The 15,941-nt window shown below is 37.5% G+C and carries 18 protein-coding genes; 17 read left to right on the forward strand and 1 reads right to left on the reverse strand.

Annotated elements, in window-relative coordinates; all coding sequences use genetic code 11:
* The first annotated feature begins 74 nt into the window (after positions 1–74).
* The 15 genes from sufC to PI85_RS14280 all read left to right on the forward strand — a co-directional run bounded on the left by sufC (position 75) and on the right by PI85_RS14280 (position 14,198).
* On the forward strand, positions 75–854 hold the full coding sequence (sufC, locus tag PI85_RS14210; RefSeq protein ID WP_004228249.1) for a Fe-S cluster assembly ATPase SufC: 780 nt from the start codon (positions 75–77) through the stop codon (positions 852–854).
* An 18-nt stretch (positions 855–872) separates the two neighbouring features.
* Entirely contained in the window at positions 873–2,180 is a 1,308-nt protein-coding gene (gene sufD / locus PI85_RS14215; RefSeq protein WP_036119983.1) for a Fe-S cluster assembly protein SufD, read from the forward strand.
* On the forward strand, positions 2,180–3,409 hold the full coding sequence (locus PI85_RS14220) for a cysteine desulfurase (RefSeq protein WP_036119980.1): 1,230 nt from the start codon (positions 2,180–2,182) through the stop codon (positions 3,407–3,409). The genes sufD and PI85_RS14220 overlap by 1 nt, the downstream gene beginning before the upstream one ends.
* Positions 3,399–3,824, forward strand: a complete 426-nt coding sequence (gene sufU, locus PI85_RS14225; protein WP_036119977.1) for a Fe-S cluster assembly sulfur transfer protein SufU — start codon at positions 3,399–3,401, stop codon at positions 3,822–3,824. The genes PI85_RS14220 and sufU overlap by 11 nt, the downstream gene beginning before the upstream one ends.
* A gap of 99 nt (positions 3,825–3,923) precedes the next feature.
* Positions 3,924–5,321 (forward strand): Fe-S cluster assembly protein SufB, encoded by a 1,398-nt coding sequence (gene sufB / locus PI85_RS14230; protein ID WP_008178036.1) that lies wholly within the window; start codon positions 3,924–3,926, stop codon positions 5,319–5,321.
* Positions 5,322–5,726: 405 nt separating this feature from the next.
* The gene (locus PI85_RS14235) at positions 5,727–6,722 is read left to right on the forward strand and encodes an ABC transporter substrate-binding protein (protein WP_036119974.1); all 996 of its coding nucleotides are present in this window, start codon (positions 5,727–5,729) and stop codon (positions 6,720–6,722) included.
* Positions 6,723–6,856: 134 nt separating this feature from the next.
* A complete protein-coding gene (locus PI85_RS14240; protein ID WP_036119972.1) occupies positions 6,857–7,714 on the forward strand; it encodes a DUF72 domain-containing protein in 858 nt (285 codons plus the stop codon).
* Positions 7,714–8,538: a sulfite exporter TauE/SafE family protein gene (locus PI85_RS14245; RefSeq protein ID WP_025116650.1), complete on the forward strand. Its 825-nt coding sequence runs from the start codon at positions 7,714–7,716 to the stop codon at positions 8,536–8,538. The genes PI85_RS14240 and PI85_RS14245 overlap by 1 nt, the downstream gene beginning before the upstream one ends.
* Before the next feature lie 36 nt (positions 8,539–8,574).
* Positions 8,575–9,939 carry a bifunctional UDP-sugar hydrolase/5'-nucleotidase gene (locus PI85_RS14250; protein ID WP_036119971.1) on the forward strand — a complete coding sequence of 455 codons (1,365 nt, stop codon included), beginning with the start codon at positions 8,575–8,577 and terminating at the stop codon, positions 9,937–9,939.
* A gap of 36 nt (positions 9,940–9,975) precedes the next feature.
* Positions 9,976–11,085 carry an HD-GYP domain-containing protein gene (locus PI85_RS14255; RefSeq protein WP_008178047.1) on the forward strand — a complete coding sequence of 370 codons (1,110 nt, stop codon included), beginning with the start codon at positions 9,976–9,978 and terminating at the stop codon, positions 11,083–11,085.
* Between the two features lie 23 nt (positions 11,086–11,108).
* A complete protein-coding gene (gene yunB / locus PI85_RS14260; protein ID WP_008178049.1) occupies positions 11,109–11,906 on the forward strand; it encodes a sporulation protein YunB in 798 nt (265 codons plus the stop codon).
* 106 nt (positions 11,907–12,012) lie between these two features.
* A complete protein-coding gene (lipA, locus tag PI85_RS14265) occupies positions 12,013–12,930 on the forward strand; it encodes a lipoyl synthase (RefSeq protein ID WP_036119969.1) in 918 nt (305 codons plus the stop codon).
* A 32-nt stretch (positions 12,931–12,962) separates the two neighbouring features.
* Entirely contained in the window at positions 12,963–13,313 is a 351-nt protein-coding gene (locus PI85_RS14270) for a YutD family protein (RefSeq protein WP_036119967.1), read from the forward strand.
* A gap of 112 nt (positions 13,314–13,425) precedes the next feature.
* Positions 13,426–13,953, forward strand: a complete 528-nt coding sequence (locus tag PI85_RS14275) for an HAD-IIIA family hydrolase (protein ID WP_036119964.1) — start codon at positions 13,426–13,428, stop codon at positions 13,951–13,953.
* 50 nt (positions 13,954–14,003) lie between these two features.
* Positions 14,004–14,198, forward strand: a complete 195-nt coding sequence (locus PI85_RS14280; RefSeq protein WP_318533189.1) for a hypothetical protein — start codon at positions 14,004–14,006, stop codon at positions 14,196–14,198.
* A gap of 122 nt (positions 14,199–14,320) precedes the next feature.
* Here the strand turns inward: PI85_RS14280 and PI85_RS14285 are convergent, their stop codons facing one another.
* A complete protein-coding gene (locus PI85_RS14285; RefSeq protein ID WP_008178058.1) occupies positions 14,321–14,587 on the reverse strand; it encodes a DUF3055 domain-containing protein in 267 nt (88 codons plus the stop codon).
* Positions 14,588–14,675: 88 nt separating this feature from the next.
* Between PI85_RS14285 and PI85_RS14290 the strand changes: the two genes are divergently transcribed.
* Both PI85_RS14290 and PI85_RS14295 read left to right on the forward strand, forming a co-directional pair.
* The gene (locus tag PI85_RS14290; protein WP_036119960.1) at positions 14,676–15,128 is read left to right on the forward strand and encodes a DUF86 domain-containing protein; all 453 of its coding nucleotides are present in this window, start codon (positions 14,676–14,678) and stop codon (positions 15,126–15,128) included.
* On the forward strand, positions 15,125–15,877 hold the full coding sequence (locus PI85_RS14295; RefSeq protein WP_036119958.1) for a TIGR01457 family HAD-type hydrolase: 753 nt from the start codon (positions 15,125–15,127) through the stop codon (positions 15,875–15,877). The genes PI85_RS14290 and PI85_RS14295 overlap by 4 nt, the downstream gene beginning before the upstream one ends.
* Positions 15,878–15,941: the final 64 nt, after the last annotated feature.

Raw genomic sequence — 15,941 nt, forward strand, 5'->3', positions numbered from 1 at the left:
TTTTCAGTTAAGATTAGAATGATGATAATTAAGGAATGGTCGACCCATTCACTGAACACTATGGAGGTATTTTCATGTCAACTTTAGTTATTAAAGATCTTCACGTTGCTATCGACGGGAAAGAGATTTTAAAAGGCGTAAATCTTACAATTAATACAAACGAAATTCACGCAATCATGGGACCAAACGGAACTGGTAAATCAACACTAGCTTCTGCTATTATGGGTCACCCTAAATATGAAGTTACTTCAGGTACTGTTGAGCTTGATGGCGAAGATGTACTTGAGATGGAAGTAGACGAGCGTGCTCAAGCTGGTTTATTCCTAGCTATGCAATATCCTTCTGAAATTGCTGGTGTTACAAATGCTGATTTCTTACGTTCAGCTATCAATGCTCGCCGTGAAGAGGGCGATGAAATTTCATTAATGAAATTTATCCGTGAATTAGATAAAAACATGGAATTCCTAGAAATGAACGAAGATATGGCACAACGTTATTTAAATGAAGGTTTCTCTGGCGGTGAGAAAAAACGTAATGAAATTCTTCAATTAATGATGATTAAACCAACGATCGCTATTTTAGACGAAATTGACTCTGGTCTTGATATTGATGCTCTTAAAGTAGTATCTAAAGGAATCAACGCAATGCGCGGTGAAGGCTTTGGCTGCTTAATGATTACGCACTATCAGCGTCTTCTTAACTACATTACACCAGACCATGTACACGTAATGATGCAAGGACGTGTTGTGAAATCAGGTGGTGCAGAGCTTGCACAACGCTTAGAAGCAGAAGGTTACGACTGGATCAAAAAAGAATTAGGTATTGAAGAAGAAACAGAGGAACAAGAAGCATAAGAGGGAGGACGAACTAGCATGACAGTGGAACTTAACTTGCCTGTAACAGTACAGGACGTGCGCTCGTTCTCAGAAGCAAATGGTGAACCAACTTGGTTTACTGAGCTTCGCGCGGCAGCACTAGACAAAGTAACTGGTTTAGATTTGCCAAAACCAGATAGAACTAATATTACGAAATGGGATTTCATGAACTTCCCAGCATTTACAGTTCATAGTGAGGCATTTCCATCATTGGATGCTTTACCTGAAGAAGCAAAAGGGTTAATTGACCTTGAAGCGCAAGAAAACCTTTATATTCAACGCAATAATACACCAGCTTACATTAAAACTTCACAAGAGCTTGCTGATAAAGGTGTTATTTTTACAGATATTTTCACAGCAGTTCGTGAACATGGTGAGCTTGTTCAAAAATACTTTATGACTGAAGCTGTTAAAGTGGATGAGCATAAGTTAACAGCGCTTCATACAGCACTTGTTAACGGTGGCGTATTTGTTTACGTACCAAAAAATGTAGTCATTGAGCAACCACTTCAAGTGGTTTTCTTAAACGATAATGCTGATGCATCATTATACAACCATGTACTAGTAGTGGCAGAAGCAAATTCTGCTGTAACATACGTGGAAACATATATTTCAACGGTTGAAGAAGCAAAAGGCCAAGCAAATATTATTGCGGAAGTAGTTGTCCAAGATAATGCGCAAGTAACATATGGAGCAGTGGATGTGCTTGCAAAAGGCTTTACGACATATGTAAACCGTCGTGCACGCTTAGCGCGTGACGCAAAAGTAGATTGGGCTCTTGGTTTAATGAATGACTCAGATACAATCTCAGAAAATATTACTCATCTAATTGGTGACGGTTCTCATGCAGATACAAAAACAGTAGTTGTTGGTCGTGGAGAACAAAAACTTAACTTCACTACAGAGGTTCGTCACTGGGGTAAAAACTCAAACGGGCATATCTTAAAACATGGTGTCATGAAAGATGCAGCTCAATCTATCTTTAATGGTATTGGCTATATCGAACATGGTGCAACGAAAGCAGATGCACAACAAGAATCACGTGTATTAATGCTTTCTGAAAAAGCTCGTGGGGATGCAAACCCAATTTTATTAATTGATGAAGATGATGTAACAGCAGGACACGCAGCATCTGTTGGTCGAGTAGATCCATTACAGCTTTACTATTTAATGAGCCGTGGGATCTCGAAAGCAGAAGCAGAGCGCCTTGTTATCCATGGATTCCTTGCGCCAGTTGTTACGCAATTACCAATTGAGGGCGTTCAAAAGCAACTGACGGAGGTTATTGAAAGGAAAGTTCGCTAATGATGAATAAAGACATTAAAAGCTATTTCCCAATTTTAAATCAGGATGTAAATGGTCATAGACTTGCGTATCTTGATAGTGCAGCGACGTCTCAAAAACCTGTTCAAGTAATTGAAGCCATTAAAGCTTATTATGAATTCGATAATTCCAATGTTCACCGTGGTGTGCATACATTAGGAAACCGTGCTACAGATAAATATGAAGGTGCGCGTGAAAAGGTTCGTAAGTTTATTAATGCTCAATCAACACAAGAAATTATTTTTACTCGTGGAACAACGACAGCATTAAATACAGTAGCAGCCAGCTATGGACGTGCAAATGTTGCTGAGGGTGATGAAATTGTCATTACTCAAATGGAACATCACTCCAATATTATTCCTTGGCAGCAGTTAGCCAAAGAAAAAAAGGCGACATTGAAATACATTGAGCTAGAAGCTGATGGAACGATTAGTTTAGAAAAAGTACGTGCGACGATTACACCGCAAACAAAAATCGTGTCCGTGTCAATGGCATCTAACGTACTTGGAACTATTAATCCAATTAAAGAAATTGCGCAAATTGCACATGCTAATGGTGCTGTTATGGTGGCTGATGGAGCTCAAGCTGCTCCGCATATGAAAATTGATGTCCAAGATTTGGATGTAGATTTCTTAGGGTTCTCAGGGCATAAAATGTGCGGTCCTACAGGAATAGGTGTACTATATGGTAAAAAGGAACACCTTGAAAAAATGGAGCCAATTGAATTTGGTGGCGAAATGATCGATTTTGTTGGGTTATATGATTCAACGTGGAAAGAATTACCGTGGAAATTTGAAGGTGGAACGCCTATTATTGCAGGTGCAATAGGATTAGGTGCCGCTATTGATTTCTTAACTGAGATTGGGCTAGATAATATTGCAGAGCATGAGCATAAGCTTGTTGGCTATGCAATGGATCAGCTTGAAACAATTGACGGTTTAAAAATTTTCGGCCCACGTGACCCAATGAAACGTTGTGGACTTGTGACATTTAACTTAGATGATGTCCATCCACATGATGTGGCAACAGTGCTTGATATGAATGGTATTGCTATTCGTGCTGGTCATCACTGTGCACAACCACTAATGAAATGTCTTCAGCAAGTAGCGACAGCGCGTGCAAGCTTCTATCTGTACAATACAGAGGAGGATATTGACCGTCTTGTTGCAGGGTTACGTTCTGCGAAGGAGTATTTTGGCGATGTCTTTTAATAATTTAGATCAACTATATCGTTCAGTCATTATGGATCACTATAAAAATCCTCGTAATAAGGGTGCTTTAGAAGGTGAAGCTGTAACGATTGATATGAACAATCCGACATGTGGAGACCGTATTCACTTAACATTAAAAGTGACTGACGGTATTGTAGAGGATGCCAAATTTGATGGTGAAGGCTGTTCAATTTCTATGTCCTCTGCTTCCATGATGACTCAACTGATTAAAGGGAAAATGGTAGATGAAGCTTTAGAGCTTGCTGATATTTTTTCTAAAATGATGATGGGTGAAGAGTATAGCGATAAATATGACCTAGAGGATGTTGAAGCACTGCAAGGTGTCTCACAATTCCCTGCTCGTATTAAATGTGCAACATTAGCTTGGAAAGCAATGGAAAAAGGTGTGAAATAAATCATACTGCCTTGTCGGCTGGGTGAAAGTGACATACTTTCACTCAAGGCAAGGGTCGAATACCTCGAAAAATACATCTCAATGAACGGAGGAGAAACGATGGCTAAAAAAATGCCTGATATCGGCGATTACAAATACGGTTTCCATGACAAGGACGTATCAATTTTCCGTTCAAAACGTGGTTTAACTGAAGAAATCGTCCGTGAAATTTCAAATATGAAACAAGAGCCAGAGTGGATGCTAGAGTACCGCTTAAAAGCACTTGAAACATTTTATGCAAAACCAATGCCACAATGGGGTGGCGATCTTGGTGATTTAGACTTTGATGAAATTACGTACTATGTAAAACCATCAGAAGCTACACAAAAATCATGGGATGAAGTACCTGACGAAATCAAAGCTACTTTTGATAAATTAGGGATTCCGGAAGCAGAACAAAAATATCTTGCGGGTGTTTCTGCACAATACGAGTCAGAGGTAGTTTATCACAACATGAAGCAAGACCTTGAAGATCTTGGTATTGTGTTTAAAGATACAGACTCAGCATTACGCGAAAACGAAGATATTTTCAAACAATATTGGGGTAAAGTAATCCCATACACAGATAATAAATTTGCGGCATTGAACTCAGCTGTATGGTCAGGTGGATCATTTATTTATGTACCACCAGGTGTTAAAGTTGAAACACCTTTACAAGCTTACTTCCGCATTAACTCTGAGAATATGGGTCAATTCGAACGTACGCTAATTATTGTGGATGAAGGCGCGCATGTACACTATGTTGAAGGTTGTACAGCCCCTGTTTACACAACAAACTCTTTACACTCAGCTGTTGTAGAAATTGTTGTTCGTAAAGATGCATACTGCCGTTATACAACGATTCAAAACTGGGCAAACAACGTATACAATCTGGTAACGAAACGTACAGTTGTTGAAGAAAACGGTACAATGGAATGGATTGATGGTAACATTGGTTCTAAATTAACAATGAAATACCCAGCATGTATTTTAAAAGGTGAAGGTGCTCGTGGTATGACATTATCTATTGCATTAGCAGGTAAAGGTCAACATCAACATGCTGGAGCAAAAATGATTCATATGGCACCAAACACATCTTCTACAATCGTTTCTAAATCGATTGCTAAACAAGGTGGTAAGGTTACGTATATGGGACAAGTTCGTTTCGGTCCTAAAGCTAGCGGTGCTCGTGCCAACATTGAATGTGATACGCTGATTATGGATAACCAATCAACTTCTGATACAATTCCATACAACGAAATTCTAAATGATAACGTTTCTTTAGAGCATGAAGCTAAAGTTTCAAAAGTATCTGAAGAACAATTATTCTATTTAATGTCTCGTGGTATCTCTGAAGAAGAAGCGACAGAAATGATCGTAATGGGCTTCATCGAGCCATTCACAAAAGAATTACCAATGGAATACGCAGTAGAAATGAACCGTCTTATCAAGTTTGAGATGGAAGGTTCTATCGGGTAAAATTAAAATTCAAGGGGCAGATTCTAATATCTGCTCCTTTTCTACGTTTACTATGATGAAGCAGAGGATGCTTTTATAGCCTTCGATAAAATTCAAGGGGCACTTGAGAGTAATTGCTGAGAAAATGGAGAGAAGCAGCGAAGCCCTCACTTATCCCTTTAGAGAGGGCAATCGTTCAAAGCTTTATCAATCACGGGTTTGGGACTTATTAAGCTCTGTAAGATAACTGGATTTATTGCATAAAGTATTAATTAACCCTTGTCACAACTATGTTTGTGGCAAGGGTTTTTGTTTTGTATGAAAAATAATTTTCTTAATATATTGAAATAATAGTGGATTTTTATAAGGACACATACTACAATGATAATGAGAATCAATATCAATTAAGAAAGGGAGATTGAGTACATGAAAAACAAGTTTCTATTTATTAGTATGATAGCGGTATTTATGCTGATCCTCGCTGCATGCGGAGAGCAGAAAACAACAGATGAGGATACGTCCACAGATTCGAAGAAAGAGGAAGTGGCACAAACACAAGATGATTCTAGCGATGAAAATGGGACAAGAACCATTGATTATCTTGGAGAAAGCTATGAAGTGCCAGATAAGGTCGAAAGAATTGTTGTTACGGGTGCGATGGAGGCCATGGAAGATATGGTTGTACTTGATGTTCATCCGGTAGGAGCGATTGCGATCGGTGGTAAATTCCCTGAGTTGTACGCTGCTGTTACAGATAAGGCAGAGTCTATTGGGGAGAAGATTAAGCCAAACTTTGAAAAAATATTAGAATTAGATCCAGATGTGATTTTAGGCTCAACGAAATTTCCAGAGGAAGTACAAAGTAAATTAGAGAAAATTGCTCCAACCATTTTAGTTTCGCATATCTCTACGAATTGGGAATCTAATTTAAACTTATTAGCTGAATTAACGGGCAAGCAAGCAGAGGCAGAAAAAATATTATCTACATATAAGGCTGATAGTGAAGTGGCAAAATCTAGCCTAACAGAAAAGCTAGAAGGCAAAAAAGTTGCAGCCATTCGAATTCGTGGGGGACAAGCTTATGTCTATCCAAAAGAGGTGTTTTTAAACCCCGTTTTATATGGTGAGCTTGGTTTAGAAGTTCCTGCTGAAATCGCTAAGGCGAAATCACAAGAAGCGATTTCTGTTGAGCAACTAGCGGATATGAATCCAGATTATTTATTTGTGCAGTTTTCTACGGATGAAAATGCGGATGCTCCTAATGCGTTAGAAGATTTTAAAAAGAATCCCATTATCCAAAATATTAATGCCTTTAAAAATGAGCAAGTATTTGTGAATGTTGTGGACCCACTAATGGAAGGTGGCCCAGCGTTTAGTCGTATTGCTTTTTTAGAGGCAATCCAACAAAATCTTGATAAATAACTTGTTTGGCATGAGTTCAATTTGTATAAGGACTCATGCTTTTTCTTTGTGGAAAGCTAGATTTTTTACATGATGTTTAATTGTATGAGAAGACTGTATGCTATGATTATGTTGTAGATAGAGGAGGATGTCACATGATTGTAGTTGGATTAACTGGATGGGGCGATCACCCTTCACTTTATAGTGGAGTGACTACTTCAAAGGATAAATTATTTGATTATACAGGTCATTTTTTAGCAGTGGAAGTAGATACTTCCTTTTATGCCATACCATCCAAAGAGAATGTTCGTAAATGGTGTGAGAATACACCGGAGAATTTTCGTTTTATAGTGAAGGCCTATCAAGGCATGACGGGACATTTGCGGGGAGATATTCCTTTTGAATCCAAAAATGATATGTTCAATGCTTTTATTGAATGTGCCTATGAATTTAAACGTTTGGGGAAACTAGGAATGGTTTTAGCTCAGTTTCCACCGTGGTTTGATTGTCAGTCGAAAAATGTTCAATACTTATTGTATATTCGTCAACAACTAAAGGATTTCGAAGTGGCTATCGAATTTCGCAATCAAACATGGTATGCAGATAATGTAGTACAACAAACAATGGACTTTTTACGAGAGCATCAATTGATTCATACGATTTGTGATGAACCACAGGCTGGTGTTGGATCTGTACCCTTCCATCCTGTAGTGACTGCCGATAAGGCGCTGGTGCGTATCCATGGGCGAAATATACATGGTTGGCGCAACACGGGGAATGCAGAAAATTGGCGCAAAGTTCGCTTTTTATATGACTATAATAAAGAAGAATTGCAACAGCTTGGACAGCAAATCACGAAGCTTGAGACAAAGGTGCAGGAACTATTTATATTATTTAATAACAATTCGGGTAATCATGCAGCGAAAAACGCGAAGGAATTACAGGGTATTTTGAATATTAAAGATGTTGGGTTAGCGCCTAAACAATTAAACATGTTTGAAGGGGAATTATAATGGCGTTTATTTTATTAATAATTATTGCATTATTTTCAGGTCTCCTTGGCTCATTAGTTGGGCTAGGCGGTGGCGTGGTGTTAGTGCCAGCAACTTTATATATCGGTTTAAACCTTGGAATGATTCCAGATATAACACCACAAAAAGTAGTTGGTTTATCTGTTGTAATGATGATTTTTACAGGACTAGCCTCCACATTAAGTTATATGAAATCAAAAACGGTGGATTATAAAACTGGCTATATATTTTTTATCGGCAGTATTCCAGGCTCTATTTTGGGCGCTTGGGTTAATAAAGGATTAGATTTACCATCCTTCAATTTATACTTTGGTATTTTGCTTATTATTTTATCGATTATTTTACTTGTACGCGACAAATTGAAGCCTGTAAAATGGTTTGTGAAAAATGGTCTGCAACAAGAATTTACGGATGCCGAAGGGAAAACCTTTGTCTACGGATATCCGATTTGGTTTGCGATTTTATTTACATTCGGAGTGGGCTTTGCCTCAGGACTATTTGGTATAGGTGGAGGCTCAATGATTGTACCGGCTATGATTATATTGTTCTTATTTCCCCCACATGTAGCAGTAGCAACTTCGATGTTTTTAGTGTTTTTAACGTCACTTGTTAATACGGCCAGCCATGTATATTTGGGGCATGTTCCATGGCTTTATACAATCCCCGTCATACCAGGAGCCTTTATTGGGGCGAAGCTTGGTGCAGCGTTAAATAAAAAAATTAAATCAGATACGCTTGTACTGGTTCTTCGAATTATTTTATTATTATTAGGAATTCGTTCCATCGTTGAAGGGATATTGGCGTAATCGGCTAGACTAGCTAATGAAAATGAGGTGGCTTTAATGCTTGAAAAAATCCATATTTTTCACACAAATGATTTGCATAGTCATTTTAAGTATTGGCCACGAATGCAAAGCTATGTGAAAGAGGAGCGCAACAATCTAGAGAGTATAGGGGAAACGAGTTATTTGTTTGATGTGGGAGATCATTTAGATCGCTCTAATATTTATACTGAAGCGACAATTGGTAAGGGGAATGTACAATTACTGAACGAGGCAGAATATGATGTAGTGACAATTGGGAACAATGAGGGCATTACATTGTCTCATGATGAGCTTTTTCATTTATATGATGATGCAAATTTTGATGTCGTCGTAGGTAATATTGATGCGGTTAATGGGAGAAATCCAGCCTGGCTGAAGCCCTATGTGGTGCTTACAACAAAGAAGGGAACGAAGCTAGGGATAATTGCAGCCACGGCTATGTTTGACGTGTATTATGAGGCGTTAAATTGGCAGTTGGTTGAAGCGCGTAGCACACTTCTTCGTTTAGCCCATCAACTACGTAAAGAAGTTGATATTATTTTATGCCTTTCACATTTAGGGATAACCGAAGACGAGCTATTAGCGGAGGAATGTCCAGAAATTGATGTCATATTCGGTTCTCATACACATCATGTCTTGCCAGAAGGGAAACTTGTCAATGGTGTTTTATTGACAGGTGGCGGGAAATTTGGACAATATACAGGACATCTTGTTATCGAATATGATAAAAAAATGAGGAAAATTGTTGAAAAAAAGGATACTTTAATTCATAATAAGGACTTGCCAAATATCCAAAACGAACAGCAAATTGTACAATCCCTAGAGGATGAAGGAATTAGAATACTGGATACACCCGTATTTACGACCGAAAAATCTTATAATAAGGAATGGTTCCACTACTCACAGTTATCTGATTTATTTGCACATGCTATTTTAGAAAAAAGTGGTGCTGACTGTGCCTTGTTTAATGCAGGGATTTTTTTAGATGGTCTACCAAAAGGAAATGTGACTGCATTAGATGTGCATCGTATTTTTCCACATCCTATTAATTTATGTACAATTGAATTATCCGTTACGGAAATAAAGGAAATCTATATGCAATCAAAAAATGAAGAATGGCCCTATATTGAATTAAAAGGATTAGGGTTTAGAGGTGTCATTTTTGGAAAAATGTTGACATATGGTTTTTCCATGAACGACAATCGTCAGTTATTAATGAATGGAAAGCTGGCAGATAATAATCAAATCTATAAACTTGTAACTTTAGATTTGTTTACTTTTGGGTATTTTTATCCAAGTTTCAAATATGCAAAGAAGCAATATATATTACCAGAATTTTTACGAAACATTATGATAGATTATGGTCAAAGTTTCTTTAAGTAATAGTGTTAGCTTAAAGAATAGATTGGGGAAGAAATCATGCGATTAATTTCAATCGATGTATTAAAAGAAGGAATGGTATTAGGCAGAACCATTTGGAATGAGGCGGGGCATCCGCTTTTAAAGAAGGATGTCATTATTAATGACCGCATTATTCAGCGACTTCAACAGTTAAATACACATTACCTATACATTGACGATGATATTTCGGAGGGCATTGAAGTAGAAGAAACTGTGCCACCTGCGATGCGAAATAAAGTCATCACAACAATTAAAGATTCATTTCAATCAATCGATGGTTTAAATTCAGTAAATGCCTCTTATATATTAGATCAACAATCAAAGACAATTGTCTCGATTGTCGATGAACTACTTTCTGCTGTTACTGGAAATGATGAAATATTAACGATATTAACAGATGCTTATTTATTTGATGAATATTTATATCAACACTCCTTCCAAGTGACACTTTACTCGATAGCCATCGCCAAAGAGCTCGGCTACTCTGCTGAGGATTTACGGTTAGTAGGGATTGGTGCATTACTACATGATGTAGGTAAACTAATGGTACCAAAAGATATCCTAACCAAACCAGGTCGTCTAACTAATGAAGAATTTGAAGCGATGAAAATGCACGCCCGCTATGGCTTTGATTTATTACGCAATTTACATTCTATTTCATTGCTAGTGGCCCATTGCGCTTTTCAACATCATGAGCGTATTGATGGAAGTGGCTACCCACGAGGATTAGTTGATTTTGAAATTCACCCATTTGCCAAAATTATTGGTGTAGCCGATGTTTTTGACGCGGTTACAACGAATCGAGTATATCGTGAAAAAATGCTTCCTTCACAAGGACTAGCTATTGTAGAGGCAGGCTCCGGTACGCTATATGATGCTCGCATCGTAAAAGCGCTTAAAAGAGCTGTCGTTCATTATCCAAATGGCGTTATTTTAAAATTATCAGATGGTCGACGTGGCATTGTATCTAGACAAAACCCATTGGATGCAGCATTACCATGGATTCGTATTTTTGAGGAGCAAAATCAACTGCTCGCAGCTACATATGAGATTAATTTAGTGGACTATCCAAATGTTTTAATTGAAAATGTTGAGACAGATTATATGGTTCCTGCAAAGGTAGAATAAAATACTCCTCCTGTTCATACGTTATGGAACAGGAGGAGATTTTTTTGTTTTTCCCTCGAAAAAGGATGAAATTGCGCTCTTATAATAAACGGGGAATACGTCTTAATCGATTAACTATTTTAATTGTTAGTATGGTTGTTTGTCTTATATTATTTATTTATTATTTAAATGAACGGCTCATGCCCACCTATTTGCAATATGCAGAGGTACAAACTACAAAAATTGCTTCATATGTCGTAAGTAAAGCCATTAACTCACGAACCTCCAATGTATTAGATGTAAATGATATCATTGAAGATATTCCTCCAGGTAGTTCTGATATGATGACGACAAAGTTTAATACGGAAATTATTAATCGTGTTCGAGCGGAGACATTAGAGCTTGTAAAAATGTATTTAGAGCAGGCAGAACAGGGAGAGCTTTCACATTTGCCTGAATTAGATAATGTTGAATATGATATTAACAGAATTCAGGATGGCGATGGCATTGTCTTTTTTGTGCCACTCGGGCAAGCCGCCAATATACCTTTGCTCGGCAACTTAGGACCAAAAATCCCTATACGATTCCACGTGATCGGAAATGTCCATAGTAATGTGACCTCATCTATTCAAGAATTTGGTATTAATAGTGCGTATGTAGAAGTGGGCATTCATTTAGAGGTAAATGTCCAAATTATAGTTCCGTTTGCGAGTAAATCCTCAACCGTCGCACAGGATATTCCTGTAGCTATGGGGTTAACTAGAGGTCCAGTACCGAACATCTATACCAATAGTAGTGATGCGCCTCAACCATCCATTGAAATACCTGTGCCATTTAAATAGAAATGTTTACTGTGATAGTTGTTGGAGTTCATTTATTATGTTACATTGACAACAGTGAAGATAGTTAATATAAAAAATGCATATTTTTGATAGGGGCGATATCCGTATGACATCTTGTAAACCTACAAGTAAAGAAGAACATTTAAGAAAACCAGACTGGCTAAAAATAAAACTAAACACTAATGATGAATATAAAGGTCTTAAGAAGCTAATGCGTGAGAAAAATCTTCATACGGTTTGTGAAGAAGCTCGCTGTCCAAATATTCATGAATGCTGGGGAGAAAGACGTACAGCTACAATGATGATTCTTGGTTCGGTTTGTACACGTGCTTGTCGATTTTGTGCAGTAAAAACGGGCTTGCCGAATGAATTAGACTTGGCAGAGCCAGAACGTGTTGCAGATTCAGTAGCAATTATGAACCTAAAGCACGTTGTCATTACTATGGTAGCGCGTGACGATTTAAAAGATGGCGGAGCGGAAGTATTGGCAGAAACAGTCCGTGCTATTCGCCGTAAAAGTCCTTTCACATCTGTTGAAGTATTACCATCTGATTTAGGTGGTATGAGGGAAAATCTTCAAATGTTAATGGATGCGAAGCCAGATATTTTAAATCATAATATTGAAACAGTACGTCGTTTAACACCGAGAGTACGTGCTCGTGCAAAATACGAGCGTTCTTTGGAGTTCCTTCGTCTAGCTAAAGAAATGCAACCAGATATTCCGACGAAATCATCTTTAATGATTGGTTTAGGAGAAACTCATGAAGAAATTTTAGAGGTAATGGATGATTTACGAGCAAATAATGTGGATATCATGACGATTGGTCAATATTTACAGCCTACGAAAAAGCATTTAGCAGTTAAAAAATATTATTCACCAATAGAATTTGGGAAACTGCGAAAAATTGCTATGGAAAAAGGCTTTAAACATTGTGAAGCTGGCCCACTTGTACGTAGTAGTTACCATGCTGACGAACAAGTAAATGCTGCAACAAAAGAACGTCAGTTACAAGCAGAGCTCTAAGCGTCAAGGATGAACAAGAGGGTGGTGTCACTTTGATCATAGTTGAAGGATTGGAATATGAACTTTTAGAAGATTTTCGTGAAGCCTTTCAGGAAGAAGTTTTTCAAGAAAGGTATTCCGATATATTGGCTAGATATGATTATATAGTAGGTGATTGGGGCTATAACCAATTACGATTAAAGGGCTTTTTTGATGATAAAAATCAAAAGTCGACTTTTGATACGAAAATAAGTACGCTTCAAGATTATTTATACGAGTATTGCAATTTTGGCTGCGCCTATTTTGTCTTACGTAAAACAGGGAAAGTAATGAAACAGCCAGAGGTGTTGGATGTGAATGAAATAACAGCGCAACCAACTGACCAAGAACCATTAGCAGAATAACAAGAAGAAACTTGATGTGATGTGCATCAAGTTTTTTTCTTTGTTTTTTATTAGTTTTTGTATGATTGGGGAATAATAAAGCTCAAAACAGCTAATTAAAGGTGAGATACAAATGAAAAGAGCCGTCTTTTTAGACCGTGATGGTGTAATCAATGAAGTATTAACAAATCGCGTGAAATTTGTTAATAAGCCTAGAGATTTATACTTTTTACCACAAGTTCCAGAAGCCATTCGCAAATTAAATAAACACTTTGACTATATTTTTGTTGTGACAAATCAAGGGGGTGTTGGTTTAGGCTTTATGAGCGAAAGTGGCTTGCAAAAAATACATGAGCATATGGTCAAGGAGCTAAAGAAAAACGGTGCCATTATACATGAAGTAGTTTATTGTCCACATAAGCCTAAGTCAGGCTGTGCCTGTAGAAAACCTAATAGTAAACTAATTATTGATTTAGGAAAGAAATATAATATTGATTTATCGAAATCCTATATGGTGGGTGATACGGATACAGATATTATAGCGGGAAAACAAGCAGGTACAAAGGGCGTGTTTTTAGGCGAGGATGACCCATTAGCAGATGCAATTTTGCCTGATTTGATGAGTGCTGCTCGGTGGATAATAAAGGATGCAACAGCTTGAGAAAAGAAGCTACAAGAAGTATAAAACGTTGAAAAAAGGATAATTTATGTGTGGAGGTGATGATGTTGACGAAGGATAAGCGCAATAAAAAAAACCTAGATCGTGAAGAATATGGATATGGTTTTGATATTAGTGTAGATGATTTAGGCGTGATTGGTCAAAACAACGAAGCGAAAAAGCAAAATGATAATGAAAATAAAGACAAGCCACATAATAAAGATAATCCATCCACACTCAATAAATAATCGACCTTTAAAGATTTCGCAAAAGCCAACTGGTGAGCGGAATTTTTTTATCTTGATTGATTCACAAAAAATGCCGTGTAATATAATGATGACCTATAAAAAAACACCCTGTAAAAAGGGTGTTAGTTCAATAGCTCACGTAAATATTCTCGAAGTTCCTCGGTTTCATCCTCTGTACGATTGTATACATGTTCTAAGTAGCCAGGCTCCTCTACATCATCAGGGCCAATAATCGCAAAGCGACCAAATTGTATATCCATGACAAGCACTTTCCCAAAGAAGCGGCCAGATTGTAATATCGCTAAATCATAGCGCAGTTTTTTTCCTGCAAAGCTAACAAAGCGAGTTTTTGTATCTTCTACATCATCATATAAAAAAAAACGTTCCATCTTTTAATCTCCTTCCAGTCCTATAGTTATGGTACTATAGAAGAGAAAAGACTATCAACTTTTAAAGATTTGAATGGGGGCTTTCCTTGTGTATTTTGTAGATCGTAATAAAATCACAAAAAATTTACAGTACTTAGATGGGCTATTAGCCATTTTGGAGACAGAGAATAACTGGTCTCAAAATGATATAAAGAAATTAGCTATCGAGCGAATTGGTCACAACATTATGGAGTCAATGATGGATGTAGGAAATTTAATGATTGACGGTTTCATAATGCGCGACCCAGGAAGCTACGAGGATATTATTGATATATTAGTCGATGAAAAAGTCGTAGTTGCTGAAATGGAGGCACCATATAAAGCTGTTGTTGGCTTGCGTAAAATGCTAGTACGCGAGTTTATAGAGGTAGATATCGATGAAGTTGTCCACGTACTTACAGCCAATTTATCGGCATTAAAGCAATTTTCGCCTGCAGTCCATAGTTATTTAACAAATGAGCTAGGTCCAGTTTCTGCCTTTTTACCAGAGGATCATCAATGAGAGATTATAAGGCCTATTGCTTTGATTTAGACGGCACTGTTTACCGTGGAAAAGAAGGGATTTCTTCTGCTGTTGCTTTTATTCATCGCTTACAGCAAGCAGGAATCGAGCCATTTTATGTTACAAATAACTCTTCTAAAACACGTGAACAACTACAAGATGCTTTAATGTCTATAGGGATTAGTGCGCCATTAGAACATATTTATTCAAGTGCGTCCGTCACAGCGAAGTATGTGGCACTCCATTATGCAGGTAAAAAAGTAGCTATGATGGGATCTGATGGTATTCGTCAGGCATTACTTAGTGAAAATATTGTGCCTGTTGAAGATGAGGCGGATGTATTTGTCATGGGAATTGATCGAACACTTGATTATATGGCACTTGCTAGAGCGACAATATTTGTTCAAAAAGGAGCAGTCTTTATTGCCACAAATCAGGACATTAAGTTCCCTACAGAATATGGTTTCTTACCAGGAAATGGTTCTTTTGCTCGTTTAGTAGGAGAGGTTGCGGGTGTTGATCCTATTTATATAGGGAAACCATCACCTGCTATCCTAGAAGTAATTGCGACAGAACATCATTTTTCTAAAGAAGACATGGTTATGATTGGTGATAATTATGATACGGACATCATGTGCGGAATTAATTTTGGCTGTGACACAATCCATGTAAATACAGGCGTTACACCCACAAAGGTTGTACAAGAGAAAGAACTTCAACCTACATATATAGTGGATGCGTTACAATAAATAAAAGGATGTTATGCAAATTTTTTAGCATAACATCCATTTTTTTTGTTCAAATTTATTCATA

It is taken from the genome of Lysinibacillus sp. A1 (genome assembly GCF_000801965.1).
GTDB lineage: Bacteria > Bacillota > Bacilli > Bacillales_A > Planococcaceae > Lysinibacillus > Lysinibacillus fusiformis.